Source organism: Pseudomonas sp. ACN8, from assembly GCF_002303925.1.
GTDB lineage: Bacteria > Pseudomonadota > Gammaproteobacteria > Pseudomonadales > Pseudomonadaceae > Aquipseudomonas.
The window spans coordinates 104,370-127,135 of the sequence record NZ_MRCS01000014.1 but is presented as its reverse complement, the minus strand read 5'-3'; the positions used below and the strand labels follow the sequence as shown (position 1 = coordinate 127,135).

Annotated in this window: 18 protein-coding genes; 6 read left to right on the top strand and 12 right to left on the bottom strand. The window is 60.3% G+C overall.

The window, feature by feature from the left end; translation table 11 throughout:
• Positions 1–173: 173 nt before the first annotated feature.
• From BSF44_RS10525 to uvrD, 3 genes are all read right to left on the bottom strand, one after another.
• A complete protein-coding gene (locus BSF44_RS10525) occupies positions 174–1,052 on the bottom strand; it encodes a Tim44 domain-containing protein (RefSeq protein WP_095943446.1) in 879 nt (292 codons plus the stop codon).
• Positions 1,053–1,231: 179 nt separating this feature from the next.
• On the bottom strand, positions 1,232–1,672 hold the full coding sequence (locus BSF44_RS10520) for an EamA family transporter (RefSeq protein ID WP_095943445.1): 441 nt from the start codon (positions 1,670–1,672) through the stop codon (positions 1,232–1,234).
• 26 nt (positions 1,673–1,698) lie between these two features.
• Complete coding sequence (gene uvrD / locus BSF44_RS10515) at positions 1,699–3,882, bottom strand: DNA helicase II (protein WP_095943444.1); 2,184 nt, start codon at positions 3,880–3,882, stop codon at positions 1,699–1,701.
• 256 nt (positions 3,883–4,138) lie between these two features.
• Between uvrD and BSF44_RS10510 the strand changes: the two genes are divergently transcribed.
• The 3 genes from BSF44_RS10510 to BSF44_RS10500 all read left to right on the top strand — a co-directional run bounded on the left by BSF44_RS10510 (position 4,139) and on the right by BSF44_RS10500 (position 8,487).
• Positions 4,139–7,009 carry an EAL domain-containing protein gene (locus BSF44_RS10510; RefSeq protein ID WP_095943443.1) on the top strand — a complete coding sequence of 957 codons (2,871 nt, stop codon included), beginning with the start codon at positions 4,139–4,141 and terminating at the stop codon, positions 7,007–7,009.
• A 200-nt stretch (positions 7,010–7,209) separates the two neighbouring features.
• A complete protein-coding gene (gene hexR, locus BSF44_RS10505) occupies positions 7,210–8,076 on the top strand; it encodes a transcriptional regulator HexR (protein ID WP_007954250.1) in 867 nt (288 codons plus the stop codon).
• A gap of 201 nt (positions 8,077–8,277) precedes the next feature.
• Positions 8,278–8,487 (top strand): PA3496 family putative envelope integrity protein, encoded by a 210-nt coding sequence (locus tag BSF44_RS10500; protein ID WP_046038865.1) that lies wholly within the window; start codon positions 8,278–8,280, stop codon positions 8,485–8,487.
• Here the strand turns inward: BSF44_RS10500 and BSF44_RS10495 are convergent.
• Positions 8,429–9,391, bottom strand: coding sequence for a LysR family transcriptional regulator (locus tag BSF44_RS10495; protein WP_095943442.1), 963 nt, complete (start codon positions 9,389–9,391; stop codon positions 8,429–8,431). The genes BSF44_RS10500 and BSF44_RS10495 overlap by 59 nt on opposite strands.
• A 191-nt stretch (positions 9,392–9,582) precedes the next feature.
• On the opposite strand from BSF44_RS10495, the gene BSF44_RS10490 reads away from it, so the two are divergent.
• Positions 9,583–10,998, top strand: a complete 1,416-nt coding sequence (locus BSF44_RS10490) for an acetyl-CoA carboxylase biotin carboxylase subunit (RefSeq protein ID WP_046038868.1) — start codon at positions 9,583–9,585, stop codon at positions 10,996–10,998.
• An 11-nt stretch (positions 10,999–11,009) separates the two neighbouring features.
• Complete coding sequence (oadA, locus tag BSF44_RS10485; RefSeq protein ID WP_095943441.1) at positions 11,010–12,818, top strand: sodium-extruding oxaloacetate decarboxylase subunit alpha; 1,809 nt, start codon at positions 11,010–11,012, stop codon at positions 12,816–12,818.
• A 107-nt stretch (positions 12,819–12,925) separates the two neighbouring features.
• Here the strand turns inward: oadA and BSF44_RS10480 are convergent, their stop codons facing one another.
• From BSF44_RS10480 to BSF44_RS10470, 3 genes are read right to left on the bottom strand one after another with little or no spacing between them, the layout of a single operon-like run.
• On the bottom strand, positions 12,926–13,606 hold the full coding sequence (locus BSF44_RS10480) for a GNAT family N-acetyltransferase (RefSeq protein ID WP_095943440.1): 681 nt from the start codon (positions 13,604–13,606) through the stop codon (positions 12,926–12,928).
• A 9-nt stretch (positions 13,607–13,615) separates the two neighbouring features.
• Positions 13,616–14,062: a GNAT family N-acetyltransferase gene (locus tag BSF44_RS10475; protein WP_095943439.1), complete on the bottom strand. Its 447-nt coding sequence runs from the start codon at positions 14,060–14,062 to the stop codon at positions 13,616–13,618.
• Positions 14,063–14,072: 10 nt separating this feature from the next.
• The gene (locus tag BSF44_RS10470) at positions 14,073–14,696 is read right to left on the bottom strand and encodes an FMN-binding negative transcriptional regulator (protein WP_095943438.1); all 624 of its coding nucleotides are present in this window, start codon (positions 14,694–14,696) and stop codon (positions 14,073–14,075) included.
• A gap of 92 nt (positions 14,697–14,788) precedes the next feature.
• On the opposite strand from BSF44_RS10470, the gene BSF44_RS10465 reads away from it, so the two are divergent.
• Positions 14,789–16,342, top strand: a complete 1,554-nt coding sequence (locus tag BSF44_RS10465) for a PLP-dependent aminotransferase family protein (RefSeq protein ID WP_095943437.1) — start codon at positions 14,789–14,791, stop codon at positions 16,340–16,342.
• 126 nt (positions 16,343–16,468) lie between these two features.
• On the opposite strand, the gene BSF44_RS10460 is transcribed toward BSF44_RS10465, so the two are convergent.
• The 5 genes from BSF44_RS10460 to BSF44_RS10440 all read right to left on the bottom strand — a co-directional run bounded on the left by BSF44_RS10460 (position 16,469) and on the right by BSF44_RS10440 (position 22,494).
• Complete coding sequence (locus tag BSF44_RS10460) at positions 16,469–17,569, bottom strand: polyamine ABC transporter substrate-binding protein (RefSeq protein WP_095943436.1); 1,101 nt, start codon at positions 17,567–17,569, stop codon at positions 16,469–16,471.
• A gap of 12 nt (positions 17,570–17,581) precedes the next feature.
• Entirely contained in the window at positions 17,582–18,613 is a 1,032-nt protein-coding gene (locus tag BSF44_RS10455; RefSeq protein WP_095943435.1) for a histone deacetylase family protein, read from the bottom strand.
• A 137-nt stretch (positions 18,614–18,750) separates the two neighbouring features.
• Positions 18,751–19,749: an AraC family transcriptional regulator gene (locus BSF44_RS10450; protein WP_095943434.1), complete on the bottom strand. Its 999-nt coding sequence runs from the start codon at positions 19,747–19,749 to the stop codon at positions 18,751–18,753.
• Positions 19,750–19,903: 154 nt separating this feature from the next.
• Positions 19,904–20,908 (bottom strand): asparaginase, encoded by a 1,005-nt coding sequence (locus BSF44_RS10445; protein ID WP_095943433.1) that lies wholly within the window; start codon positions 20,906–20,908, stop codon positions 19,904–19,906.
• Positions 20,909–21,048: 140 nt separating this feature from the next.
• The gene (locus tag BSF44_RS10440; protein WP_095943432.1) at positions 21,049–22,494 is read right to left on the bottom strand and encodes a sodium:alanine symporter family protein; all 1,446 of its coding nucleotides are present in this window, start codon (positions 22,492–22,494) and stop codon (positions 21,049–21,051) included.
• Positions 22,495–22,766 lie beyond the last annotated feature (272 nt).

Here is a 22,766-nt window from a genome sequence, read left to right as displayed (position 1 = left end):
TTGAAGAGGTCACCGAGGTCGAGCAGGTCCTGTTGAACAGACATAAAAAATCCGATGCCAGAGGTCTGGCATCGGATTTTCGGAGAAGCCCGGCGCGGATTCAAATGCTTAAGTGAACAGCATTACGGCCTGGGCCGGGGTTTTGTTTGCAGCAGATGAAGTTCTACGCGGGATCAGCCGTTCTGGCGGATACCAGCTACCAGCCAAGGCTGGTTTTCGCCCTGTGCACGTTCCATGTTCCAGCTTTCGCTGAAGACTTCGCCCTGGTCGAAACGCGAGGTTTTCGACACGCCAGTGAACGTCAGGGTGGCGATGGTCTTGTCGGCGCGATCGTCCACACCGTCCAGCTGTACATTGAGGTTATCGATGTAGGTGGACTGGAAACCGTCGCCCAGGTCTGCACGCTCACGCTTGAGGAACTCCAGCATTTGCGGAGTCACGAACTCGGCGATCTTGTCCATTTCGTTGGCGTCCCAGTGCTGTTGCAGGGACTGGAAGTGATTGCGCGCCGCTTCGACGAAGTTTCTTTCGTTGAACCAGGCTGGCGCGTTGATCACCGGGCGAGCGGCAACAGGTGCTGCCGAGCCACCGAAGATCGAACCGCCGGCAGGCTTTTGTTCGAACGCTTCACGTTGCATCGGCGCATGGCCGGCCGGAGCGTACTGCTCCTGCTGCTTGCGACGACGGGCGGCGATAAAGCGGAAGACCAGGAACGCAATGACGGCCATGATCAGGATGTCGAAGATCTGCATGCCCTGGAAGCCGTCACCCATGAACATGGAGGCCAGCAGGCCACCGGCCGCGATACCGGCCAATGGGCCGAGCCAGCGCGAAGCGCCACCGGCCTTGGCAGCGGCGCCAGCGGCACCGGCAGCACCAGCGGTCGCCGCAGCGCCGCCCATGCCTGGAGAAGAAGGAGCCATCTGGCTGGTCTGGTGAGTCGGCGCAGCGCCTGCGCTTTTGCCACCACCGAAGCGCTTGGCGGCATTGACGTCGAGACTCATCGTCAGGCCGATGCACAACGCCATGGCGATGCTAAGAAAACGTTTCATAAAGGGAATTCCCATTTGTGGAAGGCACGCGCGCCATGTTGCACAGGTGAAGTGTTACTGGCTAGCGGCAGAGTGTTTCGGGCTTTTGCCTGACAGGTCGTGTTCAGCTCCCGTCAGTGCAAGAAGGCCTTTTGACTTTGATCTGTCAGATGAGTGGATAGGGTTTGTAGGACGGTCGCCTAGCGTCGCAGAGCCAGCATGACCACCCCGGCCGTGATCAGGCCGATTCCGCCCCATTGGCGCAGGTCGAGTTTTTCACCCAGCAGGACAACGCCAAGAACAGCCACCAGCACCACGCTGAGTTTGTCCACTGGGGCAACCAGTGACGCCGGGCCGGCCTTGAGTGCGCGGAAATAGCAGACCCACGATGCACCGGTGGCAAGACCCGACAGCAGCAGGAACAGGTAGCTCTTTGCAGAGATCGATCCTAATGACTGATATTGGCCCGTGGCGTACAAAATCAAGGCCAGGCTGACCAATACCACTATCGTACGCAGCAGGGTGGCGAAGTCGGAGTTGACGTTTTCGATGCCGACTTTCGCGAAAATGGCGGTCATTGCCGCGAAAGCCGCCGATAACAGGGCCCAGAATGTCCAGGAAGAAAAAAAGCCCGAGCCCATTTTTCAGTGCCTTTAGTCAGTGCGACCTAAATAGCTTCCAGCTTGGCGTAACCCAGCATCAGCCACTTGCTGCCTTCGCTGAAGTTCACCTGCACCCGGGCCTGAGCCCCGGCGCCTTCGAAGTTCAGAATCACGCCATCGCCAAACACCGAGTGCCGTACGGTCTGGCCCAGGCTGAAGCCGGTCTGCGGAATCTCGCTGCCGCTGAACAGGTTGCTGCCACTCATCGACTGGTTGCCACCGAACGGACGGCTGACGCTGTTGGACAGCCGCACCTCCTGAATCAGGCCTTTCGGAACTTCGCGTACGAAGCGCGACACCTTGTTGTAGGTCTCGCTGCCATAAAGGCGTCGGGTTTCAGCATAGGTCATCACCAGGTTCTGCATGGCCCGGGTGATGCCTACGTAGGCCAGACGACGTTCTTCCTCAAGGCGGCCAGGCTCCTCCAGGCTCATCTTGTGCGGGAACAGACCTTCTTCCATGCCCACCAGGAACACGTAAGGGAATTCCAGGCCCTTGGCGCTGTGCAGGGTCATCAGCTGGATGCTGTCTTCGTGCTCGTCGGCCTGGGTGTCGCCAGCCTCCAAAGACGCGTGACCGAGGAACGCCGCCAATGGCGTCAGGTCTTCGTCTTCTTCACTGTTTTCGAAGTTGCGCGCGGCGCTGACCAGTTCCTCAAGGTTTTCTACCCGTGCCTGGCCTTTCTCGCCTTTTTCCGCTTCGTGATAGGCAATCAGCCCCGACTGCTCGATGACGGTCTGGGTCATCAGGTGCAGTGGCATTTCCATGCATTTGGCGGCGAGGTTCTCGATCAGCTCGATAAACGCGCCCAAGGCGCCGGCCGCACGACCGGTCAGGCCTTTGTTGGCCACCAGTTGGCGCATCGCTTCCCACATCGATACATCGCTGTGGCGCGCATGGTCGCGGATCGCTTCGACGGTTTTCTCGCCGATGCCACGGGCCGGCACGTTGATGACCCGTTCCAGCGCGGCATCGTTGCCACGGCCTTCGAGCAAGCGCAGGTAGGCCATGGCGTTCTTGATTTCGGCGCGTTCGAAGAAGCGCTGACCGCCATAGATGCGGTAGGGAATGCGCTCGCGCAGCAGGGCTTCTTCCAGAACCCGCGATTGGGCGTTGGAGCGGTACAGAATCGCGATATCGCTGCGAGACAAGCCGGTTTTCAGCGCACTTTCGATGGTTTCGACAACGTAGCGTGCTTCGTCGTGCTCGTTGAAGGCGGCGTACAGGTTGATCGCTTCGCCTTCGCCGCCGTCTGTCCACAACTCTTTGCCCAGGCGCCCGGTGTTATTGGCGATCAAGGCGTTGGCAGCCTTCAGGATACCGGCGGTGGAGCGATAGTTTTGCTCCAGGCGAATGGTTACGGCGTCCGGGAAGTCTTCGGAATACTGGTAAATGTTCTCGATTTTCGCGCCGCGCCAGCCGTAGATGGACTGGTCGTCGTCGCCCACCACCATCAGGCTGTCGCCGCCCTTGGCCAGCAGGCGCAACCAGGCATATTGCACGGCGTTGGTGTCCTGGAACTCGTCCACCAGGATGTGCCGGAAGCGCTTTTGATAGTGAGCAAGCAGGCCTGGGTGATCGCGCCACAGATCGAGGGCGCGCAGCAGCAATTCGGAGAAGTCGATGACACCCGCACGCAGGCAGGCGGCCTCGTAGGCTTCATAGATGCCGCGCATGGTCGCCAGGAACAGGTCGCCACTGGCCTGGATGTGTTGCGGGCGCAGGCCTTCGTCTTTCTGCCCGTTGATGAACCACTGGGCCTGACGGGCCGGCCAGCGCTGTTCGTCCAGGCCGAGTTCGCGGATCACCCGCTTGACCAGCCGCTGCTGGTCATCGCTGTCGAGAATCTGGAAGGTCTGGCTCAAGCCCGCTTCCTGCCAGTGCGCCCGCAGAAGGCGGTGCGCCAGGCCGTGGAAGGTGCCGACCCACATGCCGGCCGGGTTGATACCCATCAACTGCTCGATGCGCTGGCGCATCTCGGCAGCAGCCTTGTTGGTGAAGGTCACCGACAGAATGGAGTGGGGCGAGGCGTTTTCGACCTGGATCAACCAGGCGATACGGTGCACCAGCACTCGGGTTTTACCGGAACCAGCACCGGCCAGGACCAACTGACGACCCACGGGGGCTGCTACGGCCTGGCGTTGGGCATCGTTGAGGGAGTTCAGCAGAAGGGAGAGATCATCGCGCATCGGGGCATTCTAGGGGGCCGCGACACACCGGGCAAACCCCGCTTCGCTTTAACCGATGAAAGTTATGCGAAGGACGACCGGTCAGTCATCGGCTGCAGGCGTTGGCAGGGCATGCCTTGAGCATTTTCAGTGACATCGGCAGCCGAAAAATTTGGCGATTTATTGATCAGCAGCAGTTTGGTCCGGGCAATTGCTTGTGTATGCTCCGAGCAGTTTCGGGCACATGCTCATCATTATAAGAACAAGAACATCGCCTATGACCCTCAGCTTCGACCTGTCGGGCCCCACTGTGGAACCCCGGGTGATCCGTAAAAAGTACGCCATGGAAATGGCGGTCGAACGCACGCGCCTGTTGTATCAAGGCTCGTTGCTGCCCACGTTGTTCATGCTGATCAATGGCCTGGTCTGTGCCGGTTTGCTCTGGAGCCCGCAGCGCTATTTTCTGGTCAGTGTCTGGCTGGTGTGGTTGTTGTCTTTGGTGGCATTGCGGGTGATTCAGGTCGCCGCCTTCGATTCGGCCATTCCCAACCGTCAGGCCCATCCCATTTGGCGACGGATGTTTTTGCTGGGCTCCGGCCTCACCGGTCTGACCCTGGCGGGTGCCGGCATCGCCCTGGTTCCCGCCGATAATTTCATTCAGCAAGCCTGGGTCTTCGGCCTCATCGGTGCTGCGGCGCTCTCGGCCAGTGTGGCTTATGCAGTCAGCTTGCCGGCCTTTCTGTCATTCACCTTGCCCTGTCTGTTGCCGGCCATCGCCTATATGTTTTGGGTGGCTGACGAGCAGCAGCAAGGTTGGGGCTGGTTCGGGCTGATCCTGCTCGGTGCATTGAGCGTGGTCGCCTGGCAAGTCAATCGATTGATCGACCGGGGCTTGATGCGACGCTTTCAGAACCAGGCGCTGATCGAGCATCTGCAACAGGCGCAAAGCTGCAGTGACCAGCTCAATCAGAAGCTGGCCAAGGAAATAGAACAGCGCCGACGTGCCGAGGACGATTTGCGAGAGATCCAGGTCGACCTGGAAAACCGAGTCGCTCAGCGCAGCCTGGAACTGGATGCCGCCAACCAGGCACTGAGCAAGAGTGAAGCGCGTCTGGCGCTGGCATTGAAGGCCAGCGAGTTGGGGTTGTGGGACTGGAATCTGCAAACCGACGAAGTCCATCACACGCAGATTCAGGAATTGTTCGGCCTGGAGCCGGAGCAGGTCACGGCATTATTGCGCCACCTCAAACCGCGCCTTCATCCCGAGGATCTTCCTGCGCTGAAAAGGGCGCTGGTCGAGCATTTGAAGGGTCGCACCGAGGACTATCAAATCGAGTATCGCGTGCGGCATGGCGACGGCCACTGGGTCTGGATCGAGGACCGCGGGCGGGCAGTCGAGCGTGCCGACAACGGCCGGGTGATTCGCATGGTCGGCACTCGCCGCGATATCAGCGCGAGCAAAGGCCTGGAAGAGCAGCGGCAACTGGCGGCGACCGTGTTCGAGGCGGCCAGCGAAGGGATCGTGATTTTCGATCCGAACTACGTCCTGATCGCGATCAATCAAGCCTTCAGTCGGGTGACCGGCTATGACATCGACGACATGATCGGGCGCAATGTCGTTGAGTTGCCATGCAGTCGTGATGCGCGTCGGCATTACGCCGCAATACATCAGGCGCTGGAGCAGCAAGGCAGCTGGCAGGGCGAATTGGTGGAGACCCGCAAGAACGGCGAGATGTATCCACAATGGCTGCAACTGAATGCCGTGCGCGATACCCGGGGAAATGTAAGCCATATTGTGGGCTTCTTCGCTGATCTCTCAGCCCGCCGAGAATCCGAAGAGCGCATGCGCTATCTGACCCATTACGACGAGCTTACCGGTCTGGCCAACCGCGCGATGTTTCGCGAACGACTCAACGAGGCTCATCAACGAGTGCGACAGGGCGGTTATCGCAGCCTGGCGTTGCTGCACATCAATCTCGATCGGTTCAAGCAACTCAACGACAGCCTGGGACATGAAGTCGCCGACCAACTGTTGCAGAAAATGGCCCGGCGACTGGTGAATGCGTTGCCTGAAGCAGACACCATCGCGCGCCTTTCCGGTGATGAGTTTGCCGTGCTGTTCAACGCCTACGGCAACCTGTCGAGCCTGGCCCGGGTGGCAACTCGCCTGGCGAACAAGTTGCGCCTGCCGGTGACCATTGACGAACATGAGCTGGTGGTCAGCGCATCGATGGGCATCAGCCTGTTGCCGGACAGCGCTCGGGAAACATCGGCACTGGTCAGTCAGTCGAACATGGCCATGCAGCACGCCAAGCACCTGGGTGGCGATAATTTCCAGTTTTACACCGATAGCTTGCAAGCCAGCACGCTGGAGCGTTTGCAGCTGGAAAACCACTTGCGCAAAGCCATCGAAGACAAACAACTGAAGGTGTTTTACCAACCGAAACTGTGCCTGGCCACTGGCCGGTTGAACGCCGCCGAAGCCTTGGTGCGTTGGGATCATCCGACCATGGGCCGTGTGCCGCCGGGGGATTTCATCGGCCTGGCTGAAGAAACCGGATTGATCGGCCCGATCGGTGAGTTCGTGTTGCGTCAGGCTTGCTGGCAAGCCTGTGAGTGGCAGCGGCAGGGGTTGGAAGCGATTCGGGTGTCGGTCAACCTGTCGGTGCATCAATTGCGCCAGGGCAAATTGGTCAGCCTGGTGCGGCAGGTGCTGGAAGAGACCGGGCTGGCGCCGCAACTGCTGGAGCTGGAACTCACCGAAAGCCAGTTGCTGGACAGCGTCGAACACATCATCGCAACCTTCCAGCAGTTGCGTGATCTCGGGGTGAAACTGGCCATTGACGATTTTGGCACCGGTTACTCATCTCTGAGCTATCTCAAGAGGATCCCGGTGGATTACGTGAAGATTGATCAGGCCTTTATTCGCGGGTTGGGAGAGGGTACCGAGGATGCGGCGATTACCCGGGCCATCATTGCCATGGCTCACGGCCTGAAGCTGAAGGTCGTGGCGGAAGGGGTGGAGCGGGAAGAACAGCTTGAGTTCCTGAAAGCCGAACGCTGCGATGAAGTACAGGGTTATTTGATCAGCCGCCCGGTCGAGGCCGAGACGTTGGCCGGTTTGCTGCACGCGCAAGCCGCAAGCTGACAAGGATACGCAAGGCGCTTTTGTCCATTAAAACGCGCACTCGGCGCACCTGGACAGGCGCCATGGGTGCTACATGAAGCGCGGGCACCTGAAATCGAGGGATTCGGTAACGCATTGAGCAGGCAAAAAGCCAATTCATGTAGTATAACTACAAGCGTGCTACATCCCCGGCACCTGCCAATAACAAAGAGTCCAGCCCTTTGAATCTGCTGCAACACATCGCCCAGTCTCGCCACCTGTTACGCAAGTCGGAGCTCAAGGTCGCCGACCACGTGCTGCTTGATCCTGCGGCCGTGATGCACAGTTCCATGGCCGACCTGGCCCACAGCGTGGGCATCAGTGAACCGACCATCGTGCGGTTTTGCCGTGCCATCGGTTGTTCCGGCTTTCAGGACCTGAAGCTGAAGCTGGCCCAGAGCCTGGCGGCAGGTGCGAGTTTCGGCCAGTTTGCGATTCACGAAGACGATTCGGTCGCCGACTACAGCCTGAAAATCTTCGACACCACCCTGCATACCCTGATGGAGGTTCGCGAGAAGCTCGATCCGCTGGAATTGCAGCGGGCGGTGACGCTGATGTCCCAGGCCCAGCGCGTCGAGTTCTACGGTTTCGGTGCCTCGGGTGCGGTCGCGGCGGACGCCCAGCACAAATTCTTCCGCTTGCTGCTCACCGCTGCGGCGTATTCCGACCCGCACATGCAGGCGATGTCGGCCGTGACGCTCAAGCCAACCGACGTGGCGATCTGCATTTCCCAGTCCGGGCGTTCCAAGGACCTGCTGATCACCGCCAACCTGGTGCGCGAAAGCGGCGCCTCGTTGATCACCCTGTGCCCGAGCCAGACGCCATTGGCCGAGCTGTCTACGGTCAATCTGGCGATCGATGTGCATGAAGACACTGAGATCTATACGCCGCTGACTTCGCGCATCGCTCACCTGGTGGTGATCGACGTGCTGGCGATGGGCGTGGCCATGGCCCGTGGCCCGAGCCTGGTCAACCACCTCAAGAGCGTCAAGCGCAGCCTGCGCAGCTTGCGGTTGTCACCCAAGTCGGTGAAAGCGCTGGACGACTGACGTCGTCGTAAGGTCGTTCCGACCTTAATCGCGAGCAGGCTCGCTCCCACCTTTGACCGCAATCTCCTGTGGGAGCGAGCTTGCTCGCGATGGCGGTCTCGAATACAGCGCAATTTTCATCAGTCTGTAACACCCAAGCCGCCAAACCGTCATCCCTCGCGCCTATCTTGAAACTCCCGTACTCGCCTTGGGAGACTCGAAATGGCCATGCCCTACGAAGAACGCAACAGCGCTGTCAAAACCCGTCGTCAGCAAGAAGATCAGCGCCGCATGGAATTCCGCCGCGCCATCGAAGATCGCTGCGAACGCCGTCAGCTTCTGGCCGAAATTGGCGACTTTCCGGAGTTGGAACTCAACTTCTGGCAGGCATCTCCCTCGGCGTCCCGTCGAAACGCTCAACCAGCGCGCTGATCTGAAGCCGTTCGCTACGGATAAACGCCAGGAAGGCGTGAGCCACCGGTGACAGGCGTTTCGCCTTGGCCTGCACCAGGCACCAACTGCGAAACAGTGGCAGCTCTTCGACCGGTAGCTCGATCAGCCCACCGGTTGCCAGCTCAAGGCTCAGGGCGTGGCGCGTCAACAGCGCAACGCCCAGGCCTGCCAGTACGCATTCTCGCTGAGCCTCGGCAGACGAGACCTCCTGGGTCTGGTTGAAGTGCACGCGTTTCTCTTTGAAGTATTCTTCGCACGCCAGCCGCGTCCCTGAGCCCGGTTCACGCAACAGCAGTGTGTAGGGCTCGAGATCCTGCAAGCGCAACGGCCCCATATGACACAGCGGGTGATCCGGTGGCGCCACGGCGACGATCGGGTTGTTCAGGAACGGCAGGAATTCCAGGCCCATGTCCTGAGGCACCATGGACATGATCACCAGATCGTCGCGGTTGTCTGATAGACGCCGAATGACCTGACCGCGATTGACCACCGTCAGTTGCAGGTTCACTTCCGGGTGCTGGCGTTTGAACGCGGCAAACAGATGCGGCACGAAGTATTTGGCGCTGGATTCAATCGCCAGTTTCAGTTGCCCCTGCAACGAGCCCTGCATATCCGACAGCTGCATATCGAGGTTTTCCAGGCGCCCGAAAATATCCCGACTGGCCCGCTGTAACGCTTCAGCCGCCTCGGTCATGTAGAGTTTTTTGCCGACGTAATCGAACAAAGGCTGGCCAATCAGCTCTTCAAGTTGACGAATCTGTAGGCTGACGGCAGGTTGTGTGAGCGACATTTCCTCGGCCGCGCGACTGTAGGAGCGCAAATCACAGACCTCGTTGAAGATCTGCAATTGCCGCAAAGTCATACGCATCAATGACTTACGCATTATCTGGTCGCTTTCGTCGCTGGCTGGTGAATCAACTATAAGTCTTTACTTATGCACGACCCAATTTTTATTCATTTTTGTTAATCCCTTGTGGGCGCTAGTGTGGACCTGCGACCAAATTGAAACATTTGGTCACGCGTCGACCTGGGTCTAGCAGGTCGTGGGTACCACCGGCTCAAGGGAAACTCCAAGTGATAACAAAGATCCTGATCGCCAACCGTGGTGAGATTGCCGTACGAATCGTACGTGCCTGCGCCGAAATGGGCATTCGCTCGGTCGCGATCTATTCCGATGCCGACCGTCATGCCTTGCACGTCAAGCGTGCGGACGAGGCCCACAGCATTGGTGCCGAGCCACTGGCCGGCTACCTGAACCCGCGCAAGCTGGTGAACCTGGCTGTGGAAACCGGTTGCGATGCACTGCACCCCGGCTATGGCTTCCTTTCGGAAAACGCCGAGCTGGCGGAGATCTGCGCCGAACGCGGGATCAAATTCATCGGCCCTTCGGCTGAAGTCATTCGCCGCATGGGCGACAAGACCGAAGCTCGCCGCAGCATGATCAAGGCCGGCGTACCGGTGACCCCGGGCACCGAAGGCAACGTGTCGGGCATCGAAGAAGCCCTGACCGAAGGCGATCGCATCGGTTACCCGGTGATGCTCAAGGCCACTTCCGGTGGCGGCGGCCGCGGCATTCGTCGCTGCAACAGCCGTGAAGAACTTGAACAGGCTTTCCCGCGAGTGATTTCCGAAGCCACCAAGGCGTTCGGTTCGGCGGAAGTGTTCCTGGAAAAATGCATCGTCAACCCGAAGCATATCGAAGCGCAGATCCTCGGCGACAGCTTCGGCAACGTGGTGCACCTGTTCGAGCGTGACTGCTCGATCCAGCGTCGCAACCAGAAGCTGATCGAGATCGCTCCGAGCCCGCAACTGACCCCGGAACAGCGCGCCTACATCGGCGACCTGTCGGTGCGCGCAGCCAAGGCCGTGGGATACGAGAACGCCGGGACCGTGGAGTTCCTGCTCGCCGAGGGCGAGGTGTACTTCATGGAGATGAACACCCGGGTGCAGGTGGAACACACCATCACCGAAGAAATCACCGGCATCGACATCGTGCGTGAGCAGATCCGCATCGCGTCCGGCCTGCCGCTTTCGGTGAAACAGGAAGACATCCAGCACCGCGGTTTCGCGTTGCAGTTCCGGATCAACGCCGAAGACCCGAAAAACAACTTCCTGCCGAGCTTCGGCAAGATCACCCGTTACTACGCACCCGGCGGCCCCGGCGTACGTACCGACACGGCGATCTACACCGGTTACACCATCCCGCCGTACTACGACTCCATGTGCCTGAAACTGGTGGTGTGGGCGCTGACCTGGGAAGAGGCGATGGACCGTGGTTTGCGAGCCCTGGACGACATGCGTCTGCAAGGGGTCAAGACCACCGCCGCGTACTACCAGGAAATCCTGCGTAACCCGGAATTCCGTAGCGGCCAGTTCAACACCAGCTTCGTTGAAAGCCACCCTGAACTGACCAACTACTCGATCAAGCGCAAACCCGAAGAGCTGGCCCTGGCCATCGCCGCCGCCATCGCCGCCCACGCAGGCCTGTGAGGAATATAAGAATGAGCAAGAAGATCTTCGTTACCGATACCATCCTGCGCGACGCCCACCAATCGCTGCTCGCCACCCGCATGCGCACCGAAGACATGCTGCCGATCTGCGACAAGCTCGACAAAGTCGGCTACTGGTCGCTGGAATGCTGGGGCGGCGCGACGTTTGACGCCTGCGTACGTTTCCTGAAAGAAGACCCGTGGGAGCGCCTGCGCCAGTTGCGCGCCGCGCTGCCTAACACCCGCCTGCAGATGCTGCTGCGCGGCCAGAACCTGCTGGGCTACCGCCACTACAGCGACGACGTGGTCAAAGCTTTCGTCGCCAAGGCCGCGGTCAACGGCATCGACGTGTTCCGCATCTTCGACGCCATGAACGACGTGCGTAACCTGCGCGTGGCCATCGAAGCGGTGAAAGCTGCCGGCAAACATGCCCAAGGCACCATCGCCTACACCACCAGCCCGGTGCACACCATCGAGGCCTTCGTGAACCAGGCCAAGCAAATGGAGGCCATGGGCTGCGACTCGGTGGCGATCAAGGACATGGCCGGCCTGCTGACCCCGTACGCCACCGGCGAACTGGTCCGGGCATTGAAAGCCGAGCAGTCGCTGCCAGTGTTCATCCACTCCCACGACACTGCTGGCCTGGCTGCGATGTGCCAGCTCAAGGCGATCGAAAACGGTGCCGACCACATCGACACCGCAATCTCCAGCTTCGCCTCCGGCACCAGCCATCCGGGTACCGAGTCGATGGTCGCCGCCCTGAAAGGCAGCGAGTTCGACACCGGCCTGAACCTGGAACTGCTGCAAGAGATCGGACTGTACTTCTACGCCGTGCGCAAGAAGTACCACCAGTTCGAAAGCGAATTCACCGCCGTTGACACCCGTGTTCAAGTCAACCAGGTACCGGGCGGGATGATTTCCAACCTGGCCAACCAGTTGAAAGAGCAGGGCGCACTCAACCGCATGAGCGAAGTGCTGGCCGAAATCCCGCGTGTTCGTGAAGACCTCGGCTTCCCGCCGCTGGTGACCCCGACTTCGCAGATCGTCGGCACCCAGGCGTTCTTCAACGTGCTGGCCGGCGAGCGCTACAAGACCATCACCAACGAAGTGAAGCTGTACCTGCAAGGCGGCTACGGCAAGGCGCCGGGTACCGTGAACGAACAACTGCGTCGCCAGGCCATTGGCAGCGAAGAAGTGATCGACGTTCGCCCGGCCGATTTGCTCAAGCCGGAAATGGCCAAGCTGCGTGCCGACATCGGCGCACTGGCCAAGTCCGAAGAAGACGTGCTGACCTTCGCCATGTTCCCGGACATCGGCCGCAAGTTCCTCGAAGAGCGCGCTGCGGGCACCCTGACACCTGAAGTACTGTTGCCGATTCCTGAAGCCGGCGGCGTCGCGTCTGTTGGTGGGGAAGGTGTGCCAACCGAGTTCGTCATCGACGTTCACGGCGAAACCTACCGGGTCGACATCACCGGCGTCGGCGTCAAGGCCGAAGGCAAGCGTCACTTCTACCTGTCCATCGACGGCATGCCGGAAGAAGTGGTCTTCGAACCGCTCAACGAATTCGTCGGCGGCGGTAGCAGCAAGCGCAAGCAAGCCTCTGCTCCGGGTCACGTCAGCACCACCATGCCGGGCAACATCGTCGATTTGCTGGTCAAGGAGGGCGACACCGTCAAGGCCGGCCAGGCTGTGTTGATCACCGAAGCGATGAAGATGGAAACCGAAGTCCAGGCTGCCATCGCCGGCAAAGTCACCGCCATTCACGTGGCCAAGGGCGACCGGGTGAACCCGGGCGAGATCCTGATCGAGATCGAAGGCTGATTTAACAGCCTCGATTCAACGCTTTAAACCTCGGGGGGGCATGTGCTCCCCTTTTTTTGCCTGAAATTCAAACCGCAGTCTTCGCCGAAGGCTGCGATTTTCTGGATTCAGGACTGTTGCGTTCTGCACTCCACCAACCCTTTAACCTGACCCGAAGCGGTCTGGTTCTCATCGCTCAGCCACTTCTCGAACCCCGCACCAATCGCCGGCCATTCCGAATCCAGAATCGAATACCACGCCGTGTCCCGGTTCTGCCCCTTGACCACCATGTGCTGGCGGAACACACCCTCAAAGCTGAAGCCCAGGCGCTCGGCCGCGTATTTGGAGCGGGCGTTGGCGTTGTTGCACTTCCATTCCAGGCGACGGTAGCCCAAGGCAAAGGACTCCTTGGCCAGCAGGTAAACAGCCTCGGTGCTTTTCGGCGAGCGCTGCATCGGGGCGCCGAAGGTGACGTGGCCGATTTCGATGCGGCCCTGGGCCGGGACGATGGACATCAGGCTGAGAATGCCCTGGACCTCGCCGCTGGCGCGGTCGATCACGCTGAAAAAATACGGGTCGCTGTTGGCCGCGTGGTTGTTCAGCCAATCGTTGAAGACGCTGCGCTCCGGGAAGGGGCCGTAAGGCAGGTAGTCCCACAATTTCGGGTCGGCGCCGGGGCCTTGCAGGACTTTGTACAGGCCGTCGCCGTGGCGTGCAGGGTCGAGTTTTTCCAGGCGGATGTAACGCCCTTCGATCAGTTGAGCGGTGGGTGCCGGGACGCCTTTCCAGTCGGCGAGTGAAATCGACATGCTGTTCTCCTAGATGGCTTTGCGAAACTGGATGAAACCGGGGCGTTCGGCGATGCGCTCGTAGAGCTGGATCGCGGTGGCGTTGGTTTCGTGGGTCAGCCAGTGGACTTTGTTGCAACCGTCGGCCTTGGCCGTGGTGTAGACAAACTCGATCAGTTGCCGGCCGACACCGGTGCCTCGGGTTTGCGGGACTACCAGCAAGTCTTGCAGGTAGCAGGCGTTCTCGATGGCCCAGTTCGAACGATGGTAGATGAAATGCACCATGCCCACCGCTTTGCCGTCGGCCCAGGCGAGGGCGGCGTGAGTCGGTTCGCTCGGGTCGAGCATGCGCAGCCAGGTGCTTTGGGTGACGGCATCCGCCAGTTCGGTGTTGTAGAAGCGCAGGTAGGCTTGCCACAGTGGCAACCAGGCCGCGTGATCACCGGCGGTGACTTGGCGAATGTCGATCTGACTCATGGTGATTTCCTTAGCGCATCAATTGGGCGAGGGTTTGATCGTTGACGTCAGGGCTGGCTGCCAGGCCTTCGCGCACGCCGGCGATGTCGGCGGGGCTACGGTTCTGGCTGAGCTTGCGCTTGCCTTCCAGGCGGTCGATGGGAATGGCGAAACCGACGATGGCCTTGAGCATGCCGTCGATGTAATCGGCGGGGGCATCGGCCACTGACCACGGTTTGGCGCGGCCAGCTTCATGACGGTCGGTGAGGGTGCTGACGATGTCGAGCAGCCGCCCGCCATCACTGAAGGTTTCGGCTCGGCCATAGGCGTGTACGGCGACGTAGTTCCAGGTTGGCACGACTTTGCCGTGTTCGGCCTTGCTCGGGTAGAAGCCGGGGCTGACGTAGGCGTCGGCACCGGCAAAAATGAGCAGGGCTTCGGCGCCGTCGCGCAGGTCTTTCCACTGTGGATTGGCTTTGGCCAGATGCCCGTACAACGTGCCGTTCGAGCCTTGTTCGCAATGCAGCAGCACCGGTACATGGCTGGCTTGCAGGCCGTTTTCACCGTGGGTCACCAATATGGCGAGGCGGGTGGCGAGGATCAGTTCATGCAGTTGGGACAACTCGTCGATGGCAAAAGCACGCGGCGTGTACATAGAGATATTTTCCTTGGCGAATGCCTGCATCCTAGGCAGGCTATTGGTCTGTTGTAAGAGCCATTAATGACCAATTTCATGGGTCCATTGCGATGACTAGCGAACCACTGTCCCTGACCTTCAACCCTGCGGGTATCGAACTTGATCGTCGGCAAGGGCTGAGTCGTCAGCTCTACCAGGCATTGCGCACGCGTGTTTTGGACGGGCGACTGGCCAGCGGTACGCGTCTGCCTGCCAGTCGTGATCTGGCCGCCGCGCTGGCGATTTCCCGCAACAGCGTGGTGCGCGCCTACGATCAGCTGTACGCCGAAGGGTTTATCGAAGGGCGAGTGGGCGACGGGACTTATGTCGCGAAATTGCCCCAGACAACCTTGCCGGCAAAAAAATTATCCACAAAAGTATCCACAGGGTTTTCAACAGGCTTACCCACAACCTTATCCACAAAATGGCTCGATTTACCTGTTGATTTATCCAGCAAAGTTATCCACAGCGGTGCACTGACTCGCGTTGAAAAGAACCATTTACCCATGCCGCCCAGCGGTCCGCCCAAGGCTTTTCGGGTTGGTGTTCCGGCGTTCGATCTCTTCCCGTTCGAGGTTTGGGCCAAGCTGAATGCGGCTTTCTGGCGTAAACCGGATTTCCAGCAGTTGTGCTACGGCGACCCGGCAGGTGATAGGCGATTGCGCGGGATGATCGCGGCGTACCTGCGCAGCTCGCGGGGCATGCAATGCACGGCTGAACAAATTCTGATCACCAGTGGCGCGCAGCAGGGAATAAGCCTTTGTGCACAGTTGCTGGTGGAGCCCGGTGACGGGGTGGCGATTGAAAATCCGGGGTATCGGGCGGCTGGACATGCGTTCGCCGTGGCGGGGGCGCGACTGCACGGGGTGGCAGTGGACAGCGAGGGCATCAATTGCAGCGAACTGGCAGGGCTCGATGATTGCCGGCTGACCTACGTCACGCCGTCCCACCAGTATCCCACCGGCGTGGTCATGAGCCTGGCGCGGCGCCTGGAGTTGCTGGCCTGGGCCGAGCGCACCCAAGGCTGGATCGTCGAGGATGATTACGATGGCGAGTACCGCTACAGCGGTGCGCCATTGGCGCCTTTGGCCGCGCTCGATCGTCACGGGCGGGTGTTGTATGTCGGCACGTTCGGCAAGGTCGCGTTTCCGGCTTTGCGTCTCGGTTATCTGGTGCTGCCGCCGGGGCTGGTGCAGGCCTTTGCGCAACGACGTGCGGTGGACGTGCGGCATTCTGAAGTCAGCACCCAGGCGGTGATGGCCGAGTTCATGGCAGCCGGGCATTTTCAGCGGCACATAAGACGCATGCGGCGTGCGGCGCTGAGTCGGCGCAATACCTTGCTCAATGGTTGGCCGCTGGATATTCCAGGCATCGGCAAACTGCCCACCGTCGCGGCGGGACTGCATATGACCGTACCGGTCGACAGCGTGGCCCGCGAACGCGAGCTGATTGAATTGGCGAGCAGTGTCGATGTCGAGGTCAACGGCTTGAGCAGTTACTGGCTGCCGGAATCCGTGACTCCGATGGATCAACGTGCGGGACTGGTACTGGGCTTTGCCGCCGTACCTGAAAAGGCGATCGAGTCTGCATTGGAGCGGTTGCGCAGGGTGTGGCAGGTGCTCTGAAGCGGGCGGTCTGTTCAGTCCAATCGCGAGGGTGCATCAGTGTGCGGTTGGCGGTAAGTAAATATCGTGGGCAAAAAAAGACCTGCGCGAACGCAGGTCCTGATGACAGCTGGATAGCGGTGGGTTTCAGGTCCCGGACTTGATCTTGGTCCAGGCCCGGGTCCGTGCACGTTCGGCATCACGCGGCAGCGGTTGCAGGGTGTAGAGCGTGCCCATCGCCGCATCGGTCGGATACAGGTTGGGGTTGTTGCGAATCGCCGGGTCGACCAGTTCCGTGGCGTCCTTGTTCGGGTTCGGGTAACCGACAAAGTCGCTGACCGGTGCAATTACTTGCGGCTGCAGCAGGTAGTTGATGAAGGTGTAGGCGTCTTCGGGGTTTTTCGCCCCCTTCGGAATCGCCAGCATGTCGAACCAGATCGGCGCGCCTTCCTTCGGCAAACGCATGTCGACGACCACACCGTTCTTGGCTTCCTTGGCGCGGTTGGCGGCTTGCGAGAAGCTGCCGGAGTAACCGACCGCGACGCAGATGTCACCGTTGGCGATATCGGCCATGTACTTGGACGAGTGGAAGTAGGTGATGTACGGGCGGATCTTCATCAGCAGTGCTTCAGCCTTGGCGTAGTCCGCAGGCTTCTTGCTGTTGGGGTCCAGGCCGAGGTGTTGCAGGGCCAGTGGCAGGATCTCTGAGGGTGAGTCGAGCAGGGCGACGCCGCACTGCTTGAGCTTGCTGATGTTCTCTTCCTTGAAGATCAGGTCCCAGCTGTCTACCGGAGCGTCGGCGCCCAGGGCGGCCTTGACCTTGTCCGGGTTGAACCCGATCAGGATGGTCCCGTACATGTACGGCACAGCGAACTTGTTGCCCGGATCGTTGGCTTCGATCAATTTCATCAGCTTGGGATCGAGGTGGTTCCAGTTCGGCAGCTTGCTGCGGTCCAGAGGCTGGAATACTCCGGCTTCGATTTGCTTGGCGAGGAACACGTTGGACGGCACCACCACGTCGTAGCCGGAGTTGCCGGTCAACAGCTTGGCTTCCAGTGCTTCGTTGGTGTCGAAGATGTCATAGACCAGTTTGGTCTGGGAGTTCTGGGCCTTGAAGTCTTCCAGGGCCTTGGGGGTGATGTAGTCGAACCAGTTGTAGACGCGCAACGTTCGCTCTTCGGCGTGGGCGGCAACGCTGAGCACCGAGGCACACAGCGTCGGCACGATGAAACGCTTAAGACTTTTCATTTTTCTACTTCCTCAACAAGCGCTTTCAAAACCTTCGAGAACGTTCACGGCATTGATGCCGATTTCTTCGACGGCATAACCGCCTTCCATCACGAACAGCGTCGGTACGCCGAGGCCGGCGATGCGCTTGCCCATGGCCAGGTAGTCCGGACTGTCGAGCTTGAATTGCGAGATCGGATCGTCCTTGAAGGTATCGACGCCCAGGGACACGACGATGATGTCCGCGCCGTAGCTTTCGATCTCTTTGCAGGCTTGTTCCAGCGCTGCGCTCCAGGTGTCCCAGCCTGAGCCTGCGGCCAGCGGGTAGTTGAAGTTGAACCCTTCGCCAGCGCCTTCGCCGTGCTCATCTTCATAGCCGAGGAAGAACGGGAACTCGGCTTCCGGATGACCGTGGATAGAGGTGAACAGCACGTCGCTGCGTTCGTAGAAAATCGACTGGGTGCCGTTACCGTGATGGTAATCGACGTCGAGGATCGCGACCTTTTTGTGGCCTTGATCGAGGAACGCCTGGGCGGCGATGGCGGCGTTGTTGAGGTAGCAATAACCCCCCATCAAATCGCTGGCGGCGTGGTGTCCCGGTGGACGGCACAAGGCGAAAGCAGAGCGGGCGCCACGCTGGATTTCAGTTTGGGCGGTGAGGGCAACTTGTGCTGCGCTGTACGCCGCCTGCCAAGTGCCGGCGGTGATCGGGGCGCCGCCGTCGAAGCTGTAATAGCCGAGTTGGCCGTGGAGGCTGGTCGGTTTGATCGGGCGCAAGGTGCGTGCAGGCCAGGTATACGGCAGCAGGTCACCGTCGGTGTTGAATTCGGTCCAGCGTGCCCAGGCACCTTTGAAGAAATCGAGGTAGTCGCGGCTATGGATGCGCGCAATCGGTGCCAGGCCGAAATCCTTGGGTGCTTCTACAGGCCCCAGGTTCTGGTTTTTCACCCGTTGCAGCACGTGGTCGGCGCGTGAAGGCATCTCGAAGCAGGGCTTGAGCTGGCCGTCGATGAGTTCGCAGCGGCCGTGGTGCAGGTGGTGATCGTCCGAGTAGATCGTCAGCATTTCTTGTTCTCCGCAGGGCTGATTCGGTTGCCCCCAGTGTTGCGGCGCACGGCGAATCGGAGAACGGCAGGAAAGGCCAAAAGGGGATTGATATGGCCAAAACATCTGACCGAAATTCGCCCCTTGCTCCCACAGGATTATCCGTGTGGCCGGAATTGGCTGGGCGCCACACCACTCCAGCGCACAAACGCATGACGGAAACTCGCCGTTTCGCTGAAACCCAAGGCTTCGGCAATCTGGTAGATCGGCAATTGATCCTCGCACAGCATTTGCTTGGCCTGCTCGAAGCGCAGCTCGTCGAGCAGTTCCTGGTAGCTGCAACCCATGTCCTTGAGATGGCGGCGCAAGGTCCGCGCCGAACAGTTCATTTGCTCGGCCAGCCCTTCCAGCCCGGGCGCGGCATTCAGTTGGGCGCTGAGCAATTGGCGGATCCGCCCCAGCCAGGCCTGGCGCCCGGTGAACTCGATGTTCTGTTTGCGGCAGCGTTCGGCGATGGCTTGATGGGTGATGACATCGGCCAGCGGCAGCGGCTGGTCGAGCCAGCGTTTGTCGAAGGCGAAGGCGTTGTTCCGCGCGCCGAAGTGCACTGGGCAGTTGAAGTGTTCGGCGTAGGTCGCTTCGTAGTCGGGCGCGGCATGTTCGAAGCGCGCGCCGAGCAAGGGCAGGGGATGGCCGAGCAGGTCGTCGCAGGTGACTTTCAGCGACACCAGGCAGAACTCGGCATTGAACACCGCCATGGCCGGGCTCTCGCGATAATCGGCGGCGGCGAACCAGATGCGCTCGCCATCGTCTTCCAGGCTCAGTTCGAAAAGTGTTCCCAGCAGCGCCGGATAGCGTATCGCCAGACGCAAAGCGTCACCGAAGGTGGCACTGGTGAGCAGGGCGTAACCGAGCATGCCATAGCAGGAAACGTGCATCCGTCGGCCCAGTTCCAGGCCAATGTCACGCTTGAGGGCAACGGCGTTGGCGCAGACCTGCATTTCCTGGTTGGTGGTGATGCGCGTGTCGGCACGGTTCAGATCCGCCGCACTGATGCCGCTTCCGGCCAGCAGCGCTTCGCTGGACAAGCCTTGTGCCTTGAAGGCATCGAGTACCAGGGAGACCGCGTTGAGCGTGGTGAGGTGGGAGTGGAGCATGAGGACTTCCAGCCTGGGGATGGCTGGAGCGCAGCAAGTTGTATGCCGGGTGATGTCCCTGTGGGAGCGAGCCTGCTCGCGATGACGGTGGATCAGTCACATCAATGTGAATGGTAGACCGCTATCGCGAGCAGGCTCGCTCCTACAAGGGGGCTCAGCTCAGCTCGCCGCACAGGTCGAGTTCGACGAGCCGACGGACTTCATCCGTATCAAGCCCTGTACCCAACAACCCATGCAACTTGCCGAACGCTGCTTCACGGGTCATGCCGCCACCGGACAATACGCCCACACCGCGCAAACGACTGCCGGCTTCATAGACGTCCAGTTCAACCCCGCCTTCGTGGCATTGCGTGACCGCTACCACGACCACGCCTTTGTCCCGCGCATGGCCAAGGCTGGCGAGAAACCCGGGGTTGTCGCTCGGGCCGGTGCCGCTGCCGTAGCACTCCAGCACCAGGCCCTGAATGCCGCTGTCGAGCAAACCATCCAGCACCTCGGCGCTGATGCCGGGGAAGAGCGGCAGCACCGCGACGTTCGTCAATTGTTTGGGCTGGTTGTAATTCAACTGTGTTGGCAGCGAAGGCACTTTCACTCCACCGCCCTGACGCTCCAGGCGCTTGAAAGGATGCCGACCAAAACTGCGCACCTTCGCGCAGCGGGTCGGGTCCAGCAGTTCGCCATGGAAGTACAGATGCACACCCGGCGCCAGGCCCTGGCCCAGTGCGACCAGCGCGCCGCCGAGGTTTTCCCAGGCATCGCTATCGGTGACGCCGGCCGGCAGCATCGAGCCGGTGAAGCATACGCGGGCGTGCAGGCCCAACAATTGAAAACTCATGGCGGCCGCGCTGTAGGCCAGGGTGTCGGTACCATGCAGGATCAGCACGCTGTCGCAGCCTTGAACATCCACCGCATCGACCACCGCTTCACGCAACTGCTGCCAGTACGTCGGGGTCATGTTGGCGCTGTCGATCAGCGGCGACATCTCGCGAAAGCGCCATTGCGGCACAACCAGCTCGGGCTGGCTGTGCAGGTAGTCGCGCATTCGCGCTTCGAAACCGGACGCCGGGGCCAGGCCGTTGGCGCTGGCCTGCATGCCGATGGTGCCGCCGGTGTAGAGCACCATGACGTGTTGGGCGGCAGGATAGGTCGAGGAATTCATGGGAATCTCCGAAATCGATGACTTCCTTGTGGGAGCGAGCCTGCTCGCGATAGCGGTGTGTCAGTCGACATCAATATTGAATGTCAGTCCGCATTCGCGAGCAGGCTCGCTCCCACATGGGATTTCCGCACTTTAACCGATCAGTGTTGCGCTGCGGTCGCGGCCTTTAGCGTCGCTTCAGCCTGAGCGGCTGGCGGATTGGCCGGCCATGCCTGGCGATCCAGATCCAGATCCGGGAATTTGCTCGAATCGAATACCGGTGTGGTGATGCCAGCGGCGCGCTGGTCATCGTAGTCACGCAGGATGCGCATGCCGACCTTGAACAGCAGGAACAGCGCGATCAGGTTGACGAACGCGAGCATGGTCATGGTGATGTCGGCGAAGGCAAATACGGTGCCGAGGTTTTCGATGGCGCCCCAGAAAATCAACACCAGTACCAGCGCGCGATAGCCCATCAGCGCCTTGCGGTTTTCACCGATCAAAAAGCGCAGGTTGTTCTCGCCCAGGTAGTAGTTGTAGAGGATCGAGGTGAACACGAACAACGCCAGGGCCACGGAGATGAACATCCGGCCCCAGTCACCAACCACGGCGGCCAGCGAGTTCTGGGTCAGGGCAATGCCGTCACCCTCGAAGCCCGGGGTGTAGAAGCCGGAGAGCAGGATCAGCAGCGCGGTGCAAGTGCAGATCACGAAGGTATCGAGGAACACGCTGAACGCCTGAACCACACCTTGTGCCACCGGGTGCTCGACCGCCGCGACCGCCGCCACGTTCGGCGCACTGCCCAGGCCGGCTTCGTTGGCGAACACGCCCCGCTTCACGCCCATGACGATAGCGCTGCCGATCAGGCCGCCGAAGGCCTGGTCCAGACCGAAGGCGCTCTTGACGATAGTCATCAGCATGCCCGGCACATGGTCGAACTGCAGCACGATCACGTAGAGGGTCACGCCGATGTACACCAGGGTTTTCACCGGCACCAACAAGTCGGCGACCTTGGCGATGCGCTTGATCCCGCCGATGAACACCAGGCCCAAAAGCACCGCCAGACCGATACCGGTGTAAGTGGTGTCGAGGCCGAACGCGTTGTTCAGCGAGTGCGTCACGGCGTGGGCTTGCAGGCCGTTGAAGGCGAAGCCGAACGTCACCAGCAGCAGGAATGCCATCAGCATGCCCAACCAGCGTTTTTGCAGGCCGTGCTGGATGTAATAGGACGGGCCACCACGGAACTGGCCTTCGGAGTCGCAGCGCTTGTAGAGCTGGCCGAGGGAGCATTCGAAGAAGCTGCTGGACATGCCGACCAGCGCGGTCACCCACATCCAGAACACGGCGCCGGGGCCACCGAGGGTCACGGCAATGCCGACACCGGCGATGTTGCCCGCACCGACGCGGCCGGCGAGGCTGAGCATCAGGGCCTGGAACGAACTCAGTTGTCCGGCGCTGCTTTTGAGGCTGTCGCGGAACACCGCGAACATGTGGAAGAAGTGACGCAATTGAACGAAACGCGAGCGGATCGTGAAGTAGCTACCGAGCCCGACAATGAGCACGATCAGTACTTTCCCTGAGAGGAAGTCGTTGATGACTTCGAGCATGGATTATTCCTCGCTGTTTTTTGTGTAGGCAAATGCTGGCCGGATAGACACATCGAGTTACATCCCTTGGCGCACGGCACAATGGGCGGTTCGACGTTCGTCCCGGTTTCATATCGCGGGTTTGTTATTAGTTCGGGTTTCGCATGGGTTGTGGCCTCGCTACCGACGACCGCTCACACGAAGAGGGGCGGCACTATACCGATGACAGTGCCGTCCGTCTGCACGGTTGTGGTCCATTCGGTGAAGCGAAGCCTTTGAAACACCCGACGTTA